The following is a 15557-nucleotide window of genomic DNA, read 5'->3' on the forward strand; positions in this document are numbered from 1 at the left end:
GTGGCGTCAGCGGCCGATCGCCGGACAGCACCGACGTCACGGGTGCAGCGCCCGCACGCGCTCGGGGTCCGGGCCGTGCGGGCCGATGAGCACCACGGCGTCGTCGAACCCGGCGTCGGCGCAGCGGCGCAGCACGTCGCGGGCGGGGGCGAGGTCGTCGTCGTCCTCGACCCTGACCCCCATGACCACCGCGCGGCCGCCGCCCGCGGCGCGGAACCCCACCAGGGCCTCGAGCAGCTGCTCGGGGGTGCGGCGGACGGCCGAGGCCACCCAGCCGTCGTAGTCGCGGGCGGCGCGCTCGACGTTCGCGCCCCACGAGCCCAGCAGCACCTCCGGGCCGCCGTCCCGCGGCGGAGGGAGCAGGGAGCGCAGCCGGGCGACGTGGGCGTGGAGGGTGGTGAAGCGGGAGCGGAAGTCGCGGTCGAGCAGCGTGAAGTCGGCCTGCGTCGAGCCGGGGCTCACCCCGAGGGTGAGCCGGTCGCCGCTGACGGACAGCAGGGAGCGCACCCGGTGGACCAGCTCGGCGGGGTGGTGCAGCGGCACCTGCACGGTCGCGGTGCCCAGCTCCACCCGCTCGGTCACCGCGGCGGCCGCCGCGAGCAGCACGAACGGGTCGGGGACGAGCGCGCCGCGGCCGATGACCTCCGGCGCCCACAGCCCCTCGAACCCGGCCTGCTCCAACCGCGCCGCCCACCGCGCCGCGGGGAAGGGCGGGGCGTCGGACAGGTGAGCGAGGCTCGCCCCCAGCCGCACGCTCGTCGTCCTGTCAGGAGCCCTGGGCGGCGGCCGGCCTCAGCGGGCCCCGCTCGGCGGCGAAGCGCTCGTACCAGCGCAGCACCTCGGGGTCGTCGACGGTGGCGGGGTTGGCCGCCCTCGCCAGCGGCGTGCCGCGCAGCAGCTTCTTCACCGGCACCTCGAGCTTCTTGCCGGTGAGGGTGTGCGGCACCGCGGGGGCCGCCACCAGCTCGTCGGGGCGGTGCCGCGGGGTCAGCCGGGTGCGCAGCGCGTCGAGCACCGTCGCGCGCAGCGCGTCGTCGAGCTCGTGGCCGGGGGCGGGCACCACGAACAGGCCGAGCCAGTAGCCGTCGTCGGGGAGCTCCACGCCCACCACGAGCGTCTCGGCGATCTCGGGCATCGGGTCGAGCACGTCGTAGAAGTCGCTGGAGCCCAGGCGCACGCCCTGCCGGTTGAGGGTGGAGTCGGAGCGGCCGTGCACGGTGACGGACCCGTCGGAGTGGAAGGTGACCCAGTCGCCGTGGCGCCACACCCCCAGCCAGGTGTCGAAGTAGCTCTCGGCGTACCGGACGCCGCCGGGGTCGTTCCACATCCGCACCGGCATCGACGGCATCGGCTGGGTCACCACGAGGTCGCCGACGTCGTCGACCACGGGGTGGCCGTCCTCGTCCCACGCCGCGCAGTCGACGCCCGCCAGGCGGCCGCTGATGCGCCCGGCCCGCACGGGGGCGTACTCGTTGGCGCCGATGAAGGAGCCGGAGATGTCGGTGCCGCCGCTGGTGGAGTCGACCCGCAGGTCCGGGCTGACCTGCTCCAGCAGCCAGCGGTACCCGGCGGGCGGCAGGGCCGAGCCGGAGACGAGCACGTGCCGCAGGCGGCTCAGGTCGTGCAGCTCCCGCGGGGGCCGCGGGGCGCTGGCCGAGGCCGTGACGACGGCGGCGCCCAGCAGCACGAGGTCGGCGCGGGTGCGCGCGGCCACCTCCCACACCGCTCCCGGCGGGAAGGCGTGGCTGCCCTCGTAGAGCACCACCGCCGCGCCCTGCAGCAGCGCGCCCAGCTCGATGTTCCACAGCGCCCAGCCGGTGGAGGTGTAGCTGAACAGCCGCTCGCCCTCCCGCATCCCCGCGTACAGGCCCGACCACTTGGTGCCCTCCAGCAGGATGCCGCCGTGGCTGTGCACCAGCCCCTTGGGCAGGCCCGTGGTGCCCGAGGTGAAGAGCACCCACAGGGGGTGGTCGAAGGGCACCTGGTCGAAGACCAGCGGCTCCTCGCCGCTGACGACGTCGTCCCACGGCGTGCTGCCCGCGGGTCCCGCCTCGGAGGGGAAGGCCACCGGGACGTGGACGACGTGGCGCAGCGTCGGCAGCCCCTCCCGCAGCCGGGCGACCACCTCCCGCCGGTCGACGGTCTTCCCGTTCCAGTGGTGCCCGTCCGCGGCGATGAGCGCCACCGGCTCGAGCTGGGCGAGCCGGCCGGTGGTCCCCTCGGCGCCGAAGTCCGGTGAGCAGCAGGCCCACACGGCGCCGACGGCCGCGGCGGCCAGGCAGGCGATGACGGCGTGCTCGGTGTTGGGCAGGTAGGCCACCACCCGGTCCCCCGGGCGCACCCCGTTGCGGCGCAGCCACGCGGCGGCCTGAGCGACCGCGTGGCGCAGCTGCGCGCGGCTGACCTCGCGGGCCCCACCGCCTCCCTCGCGCACGCAGACGAGGGCGGCGACGTCGTCGCCGCCGAGGCGCAGGGCGTGCTCGGCCCAGCTGGTGCGCGCCCCGGGGAACCAGCGCACGTGCGGCATCGGGTCGTCGGTGCGGACCCGGCCGTCACCGCCGGTGACGCGCAGGCCGAAGAACTCGACGACGGAGCGCCAGAAGCCGTCGAGGTCGGCCACCGACCACTCCCACAGCGCGTCGTGGTCGGGGAAGGGGCGGCCCTGGCGCTGCTCCAGCCAGTCGAGGTACTCGCGCAGCCGCGAGCCGTCGACCCGCTCCCGGGGCGGGCTCCACAGGACGTCAGGACTGTCGCTCGGCTCCGTCGCCACAGCGCCGACGGTAGGGCGCACCGTCGTCGCCACGCACCGTCTGGACGTGCGCGTTGAGGGAGCGTTGATCTGGCGGCGTGACGGCGTTGAGGTGCGACGGCGAGGGTGGGGGCGGCTCATCGGACCGACGACGCGACGAGGAGACCCGCCCGTGAAGCTCGCCCTCTACCTGCCGAACTTCCGCGACCACGTGACGCTGGAGGAGCTCTCAGACCTGACCGCCCTCGCCGAGGACCTCGACTTCGACTCGGTGTGGACGCTCGACCGCGTCGTCGTCCCCAAGACCTCCGACACCGCCGAGATGCAGTTCCCGTTCGGGATGATGACCGACTTCCCCCCCGGCATGCCGGTGGTCTCGAACGGCAGGTGGTTCCAGGGCATGACGCTCATCCCCTGGCTCGCCGCGAAGACCACGAAGGTCCGCATCGGCATGAGCATCATCGACACGCCCTACCGCGCGCCCGGCGTGCTCGCCGCGGAGCTGGCCACCCAGGACCACCTCTCCGGGGGCCGCCTCAACGTGGGCGTCGGCTCGGGGTGGATGCCCGAGGAGTTCGCCGCCGCCAGCGCGACCCACCTCTTCCCCCGCCGGCACGCGCACGTGCGGGAGACGATCGAGGTCCTCCAGGGGATCTGGGACGAGAAGAACGAGCACTTCGAGTACCACGGCGAGTTCGCCGACTTCGAGCCCTGCGGCTTCGGCCACAAGCCGCTGCAGCAGCCCGGCCCACCGATCTACTTCTCCGGCCTCAAGGACGCCGCCCGCTCGGCCAAGCGCATCGCCAAGTACGGGCTGTCGGGCTGGATCGGCATCCAGGACTCCCCCGAGGACATCGCCCGCTGGCGCGCCGCCATGGAGCACGAGCTGGCCGAGCTGGGCCGCGGGTTCCCCGAGGGCTTCGACATGTGCTCGATGATCTGGTTCGTCATCACCGACGCCGACGTCGACCAGACCCCCGCCGGCAAGGCCAGCAACCTGCTCGTCGGCAGCGCGCAGCAGATCGAGGACAGGCTCAAGCGGTACCAGGAGGCGGGGATGACGATGCCGCTGCTGTGGCCGCCGTTCCGCGACGTGCCGACGGCCAAGACCCTGGACGACCTCAAGCGGCTGACCGAGGAGATCATGCCGCTCGTCAACGCCGTCTGAGCGGCGGCTGGGAGTGCGGCTCGGGGTGCGGCGCAGGTCGCGGTCACGGCGGTGAGGATCGAGGAGGGCGAGGCGCTGCGCCGCCTGTCGGCGCAGGTGCACGGCGTGCTGGTGACTCTCCACCCCGAGCGCGGGCCCGACCCACAGCCCGTGGTGTTCGCGGTCAGCGGTGCTGAGGACGACGACAGCGGCTCCCGCCCCGGCAGTGGCGGTGCGCGCCACGTGGGGGTGCCGATCGACTCGGTCAAGCCCAAGCGGTCGACCCGGCTGCGCCGGGAGGACAACCTCGAGGCCGACCCGCGCGGCTCGCTGCTGGTCGAGCACTGGGAGGTGGAGGACTGGTCGCGGCTGTGGTGGGTGCGCGCCCAGCTCCACCACGTGCCCGACCCGCCGGCGGCGCTGGTCGACGAGCTGGCCGACCGGTTGGCGCTGGCCGTGCCGCAGTACGCCGACAAGCCCTTCCACCGCGTGCTCGTGTGCCGCATCGCCGCCGTGACCGGGTGGGCGGCGAGCGAGGGCTGACGCCGCGCCGGGAGGCGAGACTGGTGGCGTGCAGACCGAGTCCGAGCCCGGGTCCGGGCCGGAGCGCGACCCGCAGGAGGCCCGCGAGGGGCAGCCGCGGCTGCCGCGGCGCGGTGTGCTGGCCCTGACCGTGCTGGGTGCCGTCACGCTGGTCACCGCGCTGGTGGGCAGCGCCTCCTCCTGGGGGCAGGCCGAGGTGCCTCGTCCCGGCGTCAGCGGCGGTCTCGGCATCGGCGTCGGCGGTCCACCCGGCGCACCCGCGCCCTACGGCGTGACCGGCTGCGAGCGCCCCGCGGACGCCTCGAGCGTGGACGTCGCCGTGACGGCGCGGGCCCTGGGACCGAGCGGTGGGACCGCGGCGACCCTGGGCGGCGCCGACGGCGGGCTGCAGGTCGGCGCGAGCGTGCGCGACCTCGCCGGGTACGCCGCCCAGGGGGTGCCGCCGTGCGGGGTGGTGCAGGTGACGGTCTACCTGCACGACTCGGCGAGCGGGTCGGTGCCGGGCTCGCTGCAGCAGGCGTCCCGGCCGCTGGAGGTGGCCGGCGCCGGCGGCCGCGGCGGCGTGGTGGCCGTCGACTGGCGCACGTGGGAGGCGTCGCTGCCCGAGGGGGCCCGCAGTGGGGACCTGCAGGAGCAGGCGAGCTGGCTGGTGACCCTGGTGGACCCCGTGCCGGGCGCGTACCGGCTCACCGGGCGCGTCAGCGCGGCGGGTGGCCCCGGGGAGGCCGGTGGGTCCGGGCAGCCGTCGTCGGGAGACGTGGAGGTGCTCCTCGACATCACCCCGCACGCCGGTTAGCGGCGCTCAGCGGGGAGGGCGGCGCAGCAGGGGGCGCAGCAGCGCCAGCACCACCGCGAGCAGCGCGGCGCCCCCGACCACGCCCAGCACCGGCAGCGGGGCGCCCACCAGGCCGCCGCGCGGACCGGGGACGGCTGCGAGCAGCGCCACCGCGACCACCTGGGCCCCGGCCTGCACCACCGCCCACCGGCCCAGCGGCCGGCCCAGCGCCGCCAGCTGGACCCGCGCCCGCCAGGGCACCGCCCGGACGACGGCGGTGAGCACGTGCAGCAGGTGCACGCCGGCGAGCGCCACGAAGAACCCCGCCTGCACGGGCGCGAGCGGACGCAGCACCTGCACGCCCGCCACGACGAGCACGAGCACGACCACCGCCACGGGCGCCGGCCAGAGGGCCACCACCGCACCGACCGCGGCCGCGAGCGACCACGCGGCGGGGAAGGCCACCAGCACGAGCACGCCGGCCACCACGCCGACGGCCACCCGGAGCACCACCGCTGGCACCGCCGGTCCGACGTCGGGCCACACGGGAGCCGCGGTGGCCGGGCCTCGTCGCGGCACTCCCGGCAGCCGCGGCAGCCGCGCCAGCAGGTCGGCCGCCCGTCCGACCGGCCGCCGCGTCGGCGGCCTCACCGCAGCCGCCGCCGTGACAGCGCGCGCAGCTGGGACCGTCGGCCCGCGGCGCCCGCCGTCCCCGCCCAGGTGACCACCTCCACGCCGACCGCGCGCAGGTCCTCCAGGCGGTCCTCGCGCTCGAGCGCCACCACCTGGTGGGCCAGCCGCTGCGCCGCGGTGCTGCCGCCCAGCCGGGGCGCCGGCAGCACGTCGACGGCCACCACGCGGTGCCCGCGGCTGCGCCACGTGCGCGCCGCACCGCCCGCGACGTCGTCGAGGAAGGTCGACAGCACGTACACCAGCGCTGACGGCGGCACGGGCGGCAGCCGCCGCACCCCCGCGAGCACCCCGGTGGCGCGGGTGGTGGCGACGGCGGCGAGCACCCGGCGCAGGTGGCGGTCGCCGGCGCCGACGGGGGTGGAGCGGCCGCCGGCGAGCAGGTCGCAGAACGCCACCCGGTCTCCGCGGCGCACGGTGCCCGCGGCGATGGCGCTCGCCGCCTGCCGCGCCAGGTGCAGGGAGCTCACCCCGCGCCGGTCGACGCGGTTGGTGCCCCACTGCGCGACCACCTCCCCCACGTCGTCGCGGCTGTCGACGACGACGACGGCGACCGCGTCCGAGGTCGCCAGGCTCCGCCGCACGTAGAGGTCGGTGATCTCCCCGGCGGTGCGCGAGCGCCGCGCGGTGGCCCTCCAGTCGATGCGGCGCAGCCGGTCACCGGGGGCGAAGGGGCCGATGTCGCGGAAGTCGCCGCCCTGGCCGGGGCGGGAGGAGTCGTGCACGCCCGACAGGCCCCGCAGCCCCGGGGGCAGCGGCAGGTCGGTGGCGGGCGCGTACGCGGGCGCGAGGACGCGCTCGGCGCTCGACTCCCCCACCGGCCCGGCGACGAGGCCGGCGTCGGGGGCGAGCAGCCCCACCGAGGCCCGCACCACCTCCTGCGGGCCGGACACCCCGAGCAGCTCCACGCTCCCCCGCAGCTCGCCGGTGCGAGGACCCACGAGGACCTGCCGCGTGCGCCCGCCCACCAGCGCCAGGCGCACGAGGGCGGACCCGGCGCCCGGGGGCACGTGCAGCGCGACCCGGTAGGCGACGGTGCGGCTGCCGGTGCCGGCTCCTGCGCTCGAGGGCGGGTCGACGTCCACCTCGACGTCCGTCCCGGCCTCGCCCGGCACCGGGCGCTGCCAGCCGAGGGCCGCCGTCACGAGCAGCGGCGCTCCGAGCAGGGCGACGTCGGGACGGCCCAGCGCCAGGCCTGCGGCGGCCAGCACCACGCCCAGGCCGACGGCGGTGGCCGGGGCCGCCGTCCACCGCCAGGCGGGCTGCTCCCTCACGCCTGGTCCTTCACGCCGGCTGCGCCGCGGCGGCACCCGCGGTGGCGGGTCCGGCGACCGTGGCGACCACGGCGCGGACCACCTCGGTGGTCTCGATGCCTGCGGCCCAGGCGTCGGTGGTGAGCACGAGGCGGTGGGCCAGGACGGGCACGGCGGCGCGCTTGACGTCCTCGGGCTGCACGTAGGCGCGCCCGGCGAGCACGGCCAGCGCGCGGGAGACCAGCAGGAGCGCCTGCGAGCCGCGCGGGCTGGCGCCCACCTGCACCGACGGGTGGGCGCGGGTGGCAGCGGCGAGGTCCACGCAGTAGCCGGCGACGTCGGGGTCCACGTGCACGGCCTCCACCGCCGCCTGCACCGCCAGGACCCGCTCCCCGTCGAGCACGGGGTCCACGTGCGTGGCCTCCTGCTGGCGGGCGACGCGGTTGAGGAGGATCCGCTGCTCCTGCGCGCGGTCGGGGTAGCCGACCGCCAGGCGGACCATGAACCTGTCCAGCTGCGCCTCGGGCAGCGCGTAGGTGCCCTCGTGCTCGACGGGGTTGGACGTGGCGACCACCCGGAACGGCCGCGGGAGCGGGTGGCTGCGGCCCTCCACCGTGACCTGCCCCTCGGCCATCGCCTCCAGCAGCGCCGACTGGGTCTTGGGCGGGGTGCGGTTGATCTCGTCGGCCAGCAGCAGGCTGGTGAACACCGGCCCGGGCTGGAACGCGAAGCTGCGCTCGGCCGGGTCGTAGACGGAGGACCCGGTGATGTCGGCCGGCAGCAGGTCCGGCGTGCACTGCAGCCGGCGGAAGTCCAGCCCCAGCGCCGCGGCGAGGCTGCGCGCGGCGAGGGTCTTGCCCAGGCCGGGCACGTCCTCGAAGAGCACGTGCCCGCCGGCGAGGAGCGCGGCCAGCGCCAGCTCGAGGGCGTCGTCCATCCCCACCACCACGCGGCCGACCCGCTCGAGGACCTCCCGCGAGAGCGCCGCGACGTCGGCGACCTCCAGCTGCTGCTCGCTCACGCGCCGCCTCCTCCTGCTCGTCCTGGCCCTGCGTCCGGTGCTGGTGCTGCTGTTCCCGCTGCTGGTCCCGCTGCTGGTGGTGGCCCTGCTGGTCCGGGTCCCAGCGCCTCCAGCCGCGCCAGGCAGTGCGCCACCGCCCTCACCCCCGGCGTGGGGGACGAGCGCGAGAGCAGCACGCGCACCGCGGCGGCGCCCAGCAGCTCCTCCGCGGCGGCCCTGCCGGCGGGGTCGTCCAGGTCGACGCCGCGCCGGCGCAGCCGCGAGCGGCCCAGCGCCTGCACGCGGACCAGGCCCGCCTGGCCCATGCCGCCCTGGCGCGCGGTGAACGCGACGGCCAGCCCCAGGAGGTCGCTGCGCGAGCCGGGCTCCGACGCGGGCGGCTCGGCCGGCCAGCGGTGCTCCTCGGCGCGCGGCAGGGCCACGGCCACGAGGCCCGCGCCCAGCAGGGCGGCGCTCACCGTGGCGACGAGGGCGGCGTCCCAGCCGGCCACGAGCATCGCGGCCGCCAGCACGACCACCACCGCGAGCGCCACCTGCAGCCGGGTGCGGCGCGGCTCGTGCAGGAGCGGGGTGAGCGACCGCAGCACCGGCCCCCGGGCCGCGCCTCTCACCGCGCACCCCCCTGCTCGTCCAGCGGCTCGTCCCGCTGCGCGTCCCAGGAGCGGGCCAGGGCCCGCAGGGCGGCGCGGGCGCGCTCGGCGTCGTCGTCGTCCTGCTCGACCGACCGGGAGGACGTCGCGCCCGGGCGGGCCCCGAAGCGGGCGCGGGAGTACAGGGCGCGCAGCACCTCGACGGCCTCGCGGTCTGCGGGGACGCGGCTCAGCAGCCGACCGGTGAACTCCGTGGGGGTCTCCGCCGGGGCGCGGGCCACGCCGGCGTCGGCGGCGGCCTCCTCCAGGCCCAGCCAGGCGCAGACGACCGCGTCGTCGAGGTCGCGCGGGGCCTGGAGCACCTCCAGGGACCTCGCGATGCCGCGGCGCACCACCGGTGCGGCGAGCACCGCGCCGGAGGCCGCGGTGGCGTCGTCGAGGGGGTCCAGGACCTCCTCCCGGCTCGCCCGGCGCTGGAGCAGCCGGCGCACCACCAGGACGACGACGACGGCGACCAGCGCCACCACCACCGCGACCAGCGCAGCCACGAGCCACCCGGGCACGTCCAGTGCCTGGCCGCCCGCCGACGGCGTGAGGGTGGTGGGCGGCCTGGTCGGGGTGGGGGTGGGCAGCGGCGCCCCCGGCAGGGACGGCGTGCGCCCGGAGGGGGTGGTCAGGCCCTCAGCGGCCGCGGCGAGCACCACGAGCAGCGCCGCGACGGCCGTGCCTGCCACGAGCCGGCCCCGCCGCGGCGGGGGTGCCGCTGCAGGTGCGCCGTCGGACAAGCCCTCAGACAAGCACGTCGACGCGCGCCGGGCCAGACGTCAGACGGGCCGGACGTCAGGCGCGCTCGAGGCGCCGGGTCTCCACCACGAGGAGGGCGAGCACCGCCAGGAGCACCACCGGCGCCACCCAGATGGCCCGCACGCCCCAGGCGTCCGTGGCGAACCCGCCGATCACCGCCCCGGCGACGAAGGACAGGAGCACAGCGCCGAGGTCGCCCGCCTGGCGCCCCCCTGTCGGCCCTCCCCGCCCGCGGACCCAGCGGTAGGTCGCCTCGATGAAGCTGCGGAGGTTCCCCGAGGCGAAGGTGCTCGTGTAGGACAGCCCCCTCACGGAGCGGAACACGCTGAACTGCATCGCCGCCGCGAACGCGACAGCGGCCCCCGTGAGGGAGTTGGTCACCGAGATGTCCGGGGCCCGCGGGATGAAGCCGACCGCCACCAGCACCACCACCTGCAGGAGCAGCACCACGCGCACCGGACGGCGCAGGAGCCGCCGCACGCGGTCTCCGGCCATCACCTCGGTCAGCAGCACCCCGACCATGAAGGCGAAGATGCTCGGCACGTGGCTGAGCGCCTTGGCGACGTCACCGCCTCCGGCTGCGGCGGCCAGCAGGATGATGTTGCCGGTCTGCGCCCCGGCGAGCACCCCGCCGCGGGCGAGGAACGTGTGGGCGTCGACGAACCCTCCGGTCGCCGCGAGCAGCGAGGCCACGGCGAGCGACTCCGGCCTGCTGCGCAGACCCACCTGCCGGTCAGCTCCTCTCGTACCAGGTGATGCGGTAGCGGGTGCCGTTCTCCGCGGTGGCCCAGCCGCCGCCGTCGGGGTCGCGGCGGACGGCGGTCCAGGCCGCCGGGTCGACCTCGGGGGCGAGCGCCTGCTCGGCGCGGTCCCCCTCGACGTCGAGGTCCACCTCGGTGATGGCGAGGACGTCGAGGGCGCCCTCGGCCAGGGCGAGGGCGTACACCTGCGCGCCGCCGATGACCCAGACCTCGCCGTCGGCGCCCTCACCGGGCTGGGCGGCGGCCTCGAGCGCCTCGGCGAGCGTCGTGGCCGTCACGGCGCCCGGCGCCGACCACGACGGGTCGCGGGTGAGCACCACGCAGCGGCGACCGGGCAGCGGCCGCCAGCGCTCGGGCAGGGAGTCCCACGTGGCGCGGCCCATGACCACGCCGTGCCCGCGGGTGGTGCGGCTGAAGTGCTTGAGGTCCTCGGGCACGTCCCAGGGGACGTCGCCGTCGGCGCCGATGACGCCGGAGCGGTCCTGCGCCCAGACGGCCCCGACCCTGCCGCCGGGGGTGCTCGCCGTGCTCGAGGTGCTCACACCGCCACCGGCGCCTTGATGGTCGGGTGGTGGCGGTAGCCGACCACCTCGACGTCCTCGATGGCGTGCTCGAACAGCGGCGCCGGGCGCAGGTGCAGCTGCGGGAAGGGGTACGGCTCCCGGGACAGCTGCTCGCGGACCTGCTCGACGTGGTTGTCATAGACGTGGCAGTCGCCGCCGGTCCAGATGAAGTCGCCGACGGCGAGCCCGACCTCGGCAGCGACCAGGTGCGTGAGCAGCGCGTAGCTGGCGATGTTGAACGGCACGCCCAGGAACAGGTCCGCGCTGCGCTGGTAGAGCTGGCACGACAGGCGCCCGTCGGCCACGTAGAACTGGAACAGGGCGTGGCAGGGCGCCAGCGCCATCTTGTCCAGCTCGGCCACGTTCCAGGCCGAGACGAGCATGCGGCGGGAGTCGGGGTCTCGCCGCAGGGTGTCGAGCACCTGCGCGAGCTGGTCGACGGTGCCGCCGTCAGGGGTGGGCCAGGAGCGCCACTGCACGCCGTAGACCGGGCCGAGGTCACCGTCGGGACCGGCCCACTCGTCCCAGATGGTGACGCCGCGCTCCTGCAGCCAGCGGGCGTTGCCGTCCCCGCGGAGGAACCACAGCAGCTCGGCGACGATCGAGCGCAGGTGCACGCGCTTGGTGGTGACCAGCGGGAACCCGGCGGACAGGTCGTAGCGCAGCTGGGCGCCGAACACGCTGCGCGTGCCGGTGCCCGTCCGGTCGCTCTTGGTGGCGCCGTGGGCCATCACGTGGGCGAGGAGGTCCTCGTACTGGCGGTCGACGGGTCCGTCGGCCTGGCGGGCGGCGGGCGCGTGCTGCTCCGAGGTCACCGCGGCAGGCTAGACCGCGCAGGTGACAGCCCGGCGACGGCGACGAGGCGCTGCACCATGGACGGGTGGACGGACCAGCGACCCGCGTGCTGCTCACCGGCTTCGAGCCCTTCGCCGGAGACGAGGCCAACCCCTCCTGGCCGGCGGTGCAGCGGGCGGCTCAGCTGCTGGCCGACGAACGGCCGCGCCGGATCGAGGTGCAGACCCGGCTGCTGCCGGTGGAGTTCGGACGCAGCGCGCACCTGCTGCGCGCCGCCGTCGACGAGGTGCGGCCCGCCGTCGTCGTCTGCGCCGGTCTGGCGGGCGGCACCGCCGCGGTGCGCGTGGAGCGGGTGGCGGTGAACCTCGACGACGCCCGCATCCCCGACGCCGCGGGCGCCCAGCCCGTGGACGTCCCCTCGGTGCCGGGCGGCCCGGCGGCCTGGTTCGCCACGCTGCCGGTGAAGGCCGCGGTCCGCGCTGTCGCGGAGGCCGGGGTGCCCGTGGCGCTGTCGGCCAGTGCGGGCGGGTTCGTCTGCAACCACGTCTTCGCCGCGCTGATGTGCCACCTGGAGGAGGACGACGACCGCGCCCGCGGCGGCTTCGTCCACCTGCCGTGGGCGAGCGACCTGCCGCACCCGCCGGACGTACCGGCCCTGCCGCTGGAGCAGCTGGCCCGGGCCCTGGTTGCCGTGGTGCGGGCGGCGCTGGAGCACCGGGCCGACCTGCACGTCCCCGGTGGCGCCCTGCACTGAGCCGCCCTCTGCCTCTCGGCGCGCTCCGTCTGCGCCGCGCCCCGGGCTCCCGTGCCCGCGCGCCCTTCCCGCACCTTCCCTAGCACGTGCCCTTCTCGAGGCCGCCCTTGTCGCACTCTCCGCGGCACGTGCGGGTGGAAGACCACGCCGGTGCGGTCCAGGGCCAGGACCGGACCCGCTGTGACCCCGGACTGCACCGCGGAGGCGCAGCCGGACAGACGCGGGGCGGTCGTCGTCCTGGAGCGGCTGCTGAGCGGCGACCACCACCACCGGACGCAGGCTGGGTGGAGCCACGCCAGTCCCTCATCGGCACGGGGGCGCCCTGTGCCAGTAGGACTGGCACAGGGCGCCCCCGTACCGACGAGGAGGGCTGCCGAGGGGCCGGCGCGACGCGCCGCGGTCTCCCGGGGCGCGCCGCGCCGACCTCAGCGGGCGGTGGCGGCGCTGGTGCCGAGCGCCCGGCGCGACGGCGACGGCGCGCCGCCGGCCCGGGCGGGCTCGGGCGTGCTGACCGTCTCGGGGAAGAGCCGGCCGATGATGTCGCTGACGGTGACCACGCCCTGCGCGGCGGCGCCGTCGGCGCGCACCAGCACCAGCTGGCTGCTGGTGCGGCGCATCGCGGCGAGCGCCGTCCCCAGCGGCGTGCCGGGGTCCATCGTGAGGACCTCGGAGGAGCGGTCGGCCACGGGGGCGCCGTCGGCCAGCAGCAGCGTGTCGCGCACGTGGACCACGCGGCGGGGCACGCCGTCGCCGTCCTCCACGAGCACCCGCAGGTGCCCGGTGCTGCGGCTGACCTCCCGCACCCGCTGCGCCGACGCGTCCGCGGGGACGGACGTGATGACGGGGCGCTGCGGGAGCACCTCGGCGAGGGTCAGCTGCTCCAGGTCGAGCGCACCCGTGATCCGCGCCCGGTAGCTCGCGTCGAGCGCACCGACGCTGGCGGAGTGCTCCACCAGCTGGCGCAGGTCGTCGGAGTTCGAGCTGTCCTGCTTCTCGTTGACGGGCTCCACGCCGATGCGGCGCAGCATGGCGTTGGCCATCTCGTTCATGAGCAGCAGCGCCGGCCGCGTGGCCAGCATGAACGCCCGCATCGGCAGCGCCAGGAGCGTCGCCGAGGTCTCCGGGTGGGCGATCGCCCACGACTTCGGCGCCATCTCGCCCACCACGAGGTGCAGGAACGTCACCACCACCAGGGCGAGGACGAACGCGATGACGTCGGCTACCCAGTAGGGCAGGCCGGCGGTCTCCAGCAGCGGCGTGATGGCGTAGTGCACCGCGGGCTTGGTGATGGCGCCCAGCGCCAGGGTGCAGGCGGTGATGCCCAGCTGGCAGCCGGCCAGCACCACGGTGAGCTCGTTGGACGACTTCAGCGCCGCCCGCGCCGAGCGCGAGCGGGAGGCGGCGTCCTCCAGGCGGTAGGGCTTGGCGGCGAGCATCGCGAACTCGACGGCCACGAAGAACGCCGAGAGGGCGATGATGAGCGCGGTCCAGCCGGTGACCTCGAACCAGCTCATGCGGGCACCTCCTCAGCGCGGTCGGTCTGCTCGTCGGAGCGCTGATCGTCCCGTCCACCGGCGGGGCCGCCGGCCAGCTCGATCCGCACCCGGCTCGGGACGTGCCGCTCGACGGCGAGCACCTCCATCCGCAGCACCCACGGCGCGTCGGGCTCGTCCTCCAGCACCGAGGCCGGGTCGGGCGGGAGCTCGACCTCCACCACCTCGCCGACGGCCGGCAGGGTGCCGTGGGCGTGGATGACCAGACCGGCGAGCGTCTCGGCGTCGTGGTGGTCGGGGAAGTCGTGGCCCACGAGGCGCTCGACCTCGTCGAGGGGCTCCTGGCCGGAGACCTCCCAGACGTCGCCGGCGGACTGCAGCGGGCCGCCGGCCGCGTCGGCGGGGTCGTCGTGCTCGTCGGTCAGCTCACCGACGACCTCCTCGGCGATGTCCTCCACCGAGAGCACGCCGGCGAGGCCGCCGTGCTCGTCGATGACGCACGCCAGCTGCGTACGGGCGGCGGCCATGGACCGCAGCGCCACCGGCAGCGGCGTGCTGGTGGCCACCAGGTGCGGCGGCCGGGCGAGGTCGCCCGCGCTCCGCACGGAGGGGCCTGCGTCGAGCAGGTCGGTGAGGTGCACGACGCCCACCACGCCCTCGTCGTCGTCCACCACCGGGTAGCGGGAGTGGCCGGTGGCCATGAGCTCGCGCAGCTCGCTGACGGTGGTGCCCGCACGCACGACGTCGGTGCGGGGCCGCGGGATCATCGCGTGCTCGGCGTCGCGGTCGGGGAAGTCGAGGATCCTGTCCAGCAGCACCGACAGCTCCGCGGGCAGGTCACCGCTCTCGCGGGAGGCGCTGACGATGTGGTCGAGGTCTCGCGCCGTGGCGGTGGAGTCGACGTCGTGGACGGGCTCGATGCGCAGCAGCCGCAGCAGGGCGTTGGAGGCGGCGTCGAAGACCGTGATGACCCACCCGAACAGCGCCAGGTAGAGCTTCGTGGACGCGGCCAGGGCCGTGGAGGTCTGCTCGGGCCGGGCGATGGCGTAGTTCTTGGGGAACAGCTCGCCCAGGAGCATCTGGATGAACGTGGCGAGCAGCAGGCCCGCGACGGTGCCGATGGCCAGGCCCACGCCGGAGGGCACGCTGGCCACGCCGAGCAGCTGCGACACGGCCTGCCCGATGAGCGGCTCGGCCGTGTAGCCGACCAGCAGGCCGGTGACGGTGATCCCCAGCTGCGCGCCGGAGAGCATGAACGAGGTGCGGCGGGTGATGTCGAGGGCGCGCGTGGCCGCGGCGTCGCCCTTCTCGGCCCGGGCGCGCAGGCGCGACCTGTCGACCGACATGTAGCCGAACTCCTGGGCCACGAAGTACGCGGTGCCGGCGGTGATCACCACCACCACGACGAGCCCGGCGAGCAGGAGCAGGACCGCGCTCACCGCTCACCACCCGTCACCAGGAGTGCAGAGCGGGGACTTCGAGGCTCCTTGGGAGACCTCGGGGAGCGATCGCGCGAGGCGGTCATGACCTTCCGGGGGTGCTCGGGCGGCGTCCGGTCTGGGCGCCGCGGGAGCACCCCATGGTGCCGCACCGGGGTGTGATCGCCAGCCGGAGATCAC

At 76.2% G+C, this 15557-nt stretch carries 16 protein-coding genes; 4 read left to right on the forward strand and 12 right to left on the reverse strand.

Going from position 1 to position 15557, the window contains the following annotated elements; all coding sequences use genetic code 11:
* Window positions 1-36: 36 nt before the first annotated feature.
* Window positions 37-753 (reverse strand): LLM class flavin-dependent oxidoreductase, encoded by a 717-nt coding sequence (locus FMM08_RS13260; protein ID WP_147926840.1) that lies wholly within the window; start codon window positions 751-753, stop codon window positions 37-39.
* A gap of 13 nt (window positions 754-766) precedes the next feature.
* Entirely contained in the window at window positions 767-2770 is a 2004-nt protein-coding gene (locus tag FMM08_RS13265; RefSeq protein WP_222710745.1) for an acetoacetate--CoA ligase, read from the reverse strand.
* Window positions 2771-2921: 151 nt separating this feature from the next.
* Here FMM08_RS13265 and FMM08_RS13270 point away from each other — a divergent pair, with 151 nt between their 5' ends.
* The 3 genes from FMM08_RS13270 to FMM08_RS13280 are packed head-to-tail and all read left to right on the forward strand — an operon-like array spanning window position 2922 to window position 5235.
* A complete protein-coding gene (locus FMM08_RS13270; RefSeq protein WP_147926842.1) occupies window positions 2922-3917 on the forward strand; it encodes an LLM class flavin-dependent oxidoreductase in 996 nt (331 codons plus the stop codon).
* 51 nt (window positions 3918-3968) lie between these two features.
* Window positions 3969-4439: a PNPOx family protein gene (locus FMM08_RS13275; protein ID WP_222710746.1), complete on the forward strand. Its 471-nt coding sequence runs from the start codon at window positions 3969-3971 to the stop codon at window positions 4437-4439.
* Between the two features lie 28 nt (window positions 4440-4467).
* Window positions 4468-5235 carry a hypothetical protein gene (locus tag FMM08_RS13280; RefSeq protein ID WP_147926843.1) on the forward strand — a complete coding sequence of 256 codons (768 nt, stop codon included), beginning with the start codon at window positions 4468-4470 and terminating at the stop codon, window positions 5233-5235.
* Between the two features lie 6 nt (window positions 5236-5241).
* Here FMM08_RS13280 and FMM08_RS23070 read toward each other — a convergent pair whose 3' ends face one another.
* The 8 genes from FMM08_RS23070 to FMM08_RS13320 form a co-directional block, all read right to left on the reverse strand.
* The gene (locus tag FMM08_RS23070) at window positions 5242-5865 is read right to left on the reverse strand and encodes a hypothetical protein (protein WP_187279743.1); all 624 of its coding nucleotides are present in this window, start codon (window positions 5863-5865) and stop codon (window positions 5242-5244) included.
* The gene (locus FMM08_RS13290) at window positions 5862-7178 is read right to left on the reverse strand and encodes a DUF58 domain-containing protein (protein ID WP_187279744.1); all 1317 of its coding nucleotides are present in this window, start codon (window positions 7176-7178) and stop codon (window positions 5862-5864) included. Before FMM08_RS13290 ends, FMM08_RS23070 begins: the two co-directional genes overlap by 4 nt.
* A gap of 10 nt (window positions 7179-7188) precedes the next feature.
* Complete coding sequence (locus FMM08_RS13295) at window positions 7189-8178, reverse strand: AAA family ATPase (protein ID WP_222710747.1); 990 nt, start codon at window positions 8176-8178, stop codon at window positions 7189-7191.
* Window positions 8175-8789 (reverse strand): hypothetical protein, encoded by a 615-nt coding sequence (locus FMM08_RS13300; protein ID WP_147926845.1) that lies wholly within the window; start codon window positions 8787-8789, stop codon window positions 8175-8177. Before FMM08_RS13300 ends, FMM08_RS13295 begins: the two co-directional genes overlap by 4 nt.
* A complete protein-coding gene (locus FMM08_RS13305; RefSeq protein ID WP_147926846.1) occupies window positions 8786-9502 on the reverse strand; it encodes a DUF4129 domain-containing protein in 717 nt (238 codons plus the stop codon). Before FMM08_RS13305 ends, FMM08_RS13300 begins: the two co-directional genes overlap by 4 nt.
* A gap of 106 nt (window positions 9503-9608) precedes the next feature.
* Window positions 9609-10298, reverse strand: coding sequence for a YoaK family protein (locus FMM08_RS13310; RefSeq protein ID WP_147926847.1), 690 nt, complete (start codon window positions 10296-10298; stop codon window positions 9609-9611).
* Between the two features lie 7 nt (window positions 10299-10305).
* The gene (locus tag FMM08_RS13315) at window positions 10306-10875 is read right to left on the reverse strand and encodes a dihydrofolate reductase (RefSeq protein ID WP_147926848.1); all 570 of its coding nucleotides are present in this window, start codon (window positions 10873-10875) and stop codon (window positions 10306-10308) included.
* Window positions 10872-11627: a thymidylate synthase gene (locus FMM08_RS13320; RefSeq protein ID WP_147926965.1), complete on the reverse strand. Its 756-nt coding sequence runs from the start codon at window positions 11625-11627 to the stop codon at window positions 10872-10874. Before FMM08_RS13320 ends, FMM08_RS13315 begins: the two co-directional genes overlap by 4 nt.
* Before the next feature lie 149 nt (window positions 11628-11776).
* On the opposite strand from FMM08_RS13320, the gene pcp reads away from it, so the two are divergent.
* Window positions 11777-12445 (forward strand): pyroglutamyl-peptidase I, encoded by a 669-nt coding sequence (gene pcp, locus FMM08_RS13325; RefSeq protein WP_187279745.1) that lies wholly within the window; start codon window positions 11777-11779, stop codon window positions 12443-12445.
* A 425-nt stretch (window positions 12446-12870) separates the two neighbouring features.
* On the opposite strand, the gene FMM08_RS13330 is transcribed toward pcp, so the two are convergent.
* Together FMM08_RS13330 and FMM08_RS13335 are read right to left on the reverse strand one after the other, a co-directional pair.
* The gene (locus FMM08_RS13330; RefSeq protein WP_147926849.1) at window positions 12871-13959 is read right to left on the reverse strand and encodes a CNNM domain-containing protein; all 1089 of its coding nucleotides are present in this window, start codon (window positions 13957-13959) and stop codon (window positions 12871-12873) included.
* Complete coding sequence (locus tag FMM08_RS13335; RefSeq protein ID WP_147926850.1) at window positions 13956-15377, reverse strand: hemolysin family protein; 1422 nt, start codon at window positions 15375-15377, stop codon at window positions 13956-13958. Before FMM08_RS13335 ends, FMM08_RS13330 begins: the two co-directional genes overlap by 4 nt.
* Window positions 15378-15557: the final 180 nt, after the last annotated feature.

The sequence above is a fragment of the Quadrisphaera setariae genome (assembly GCF_008041935.1).
Classification (GTDB): Bacteria; Actinomycetota; Actinomycetes; order Actinomycetales; family Quadrisphaeraceae; genus Quadrisphaera; species Quadrisphaera setariae.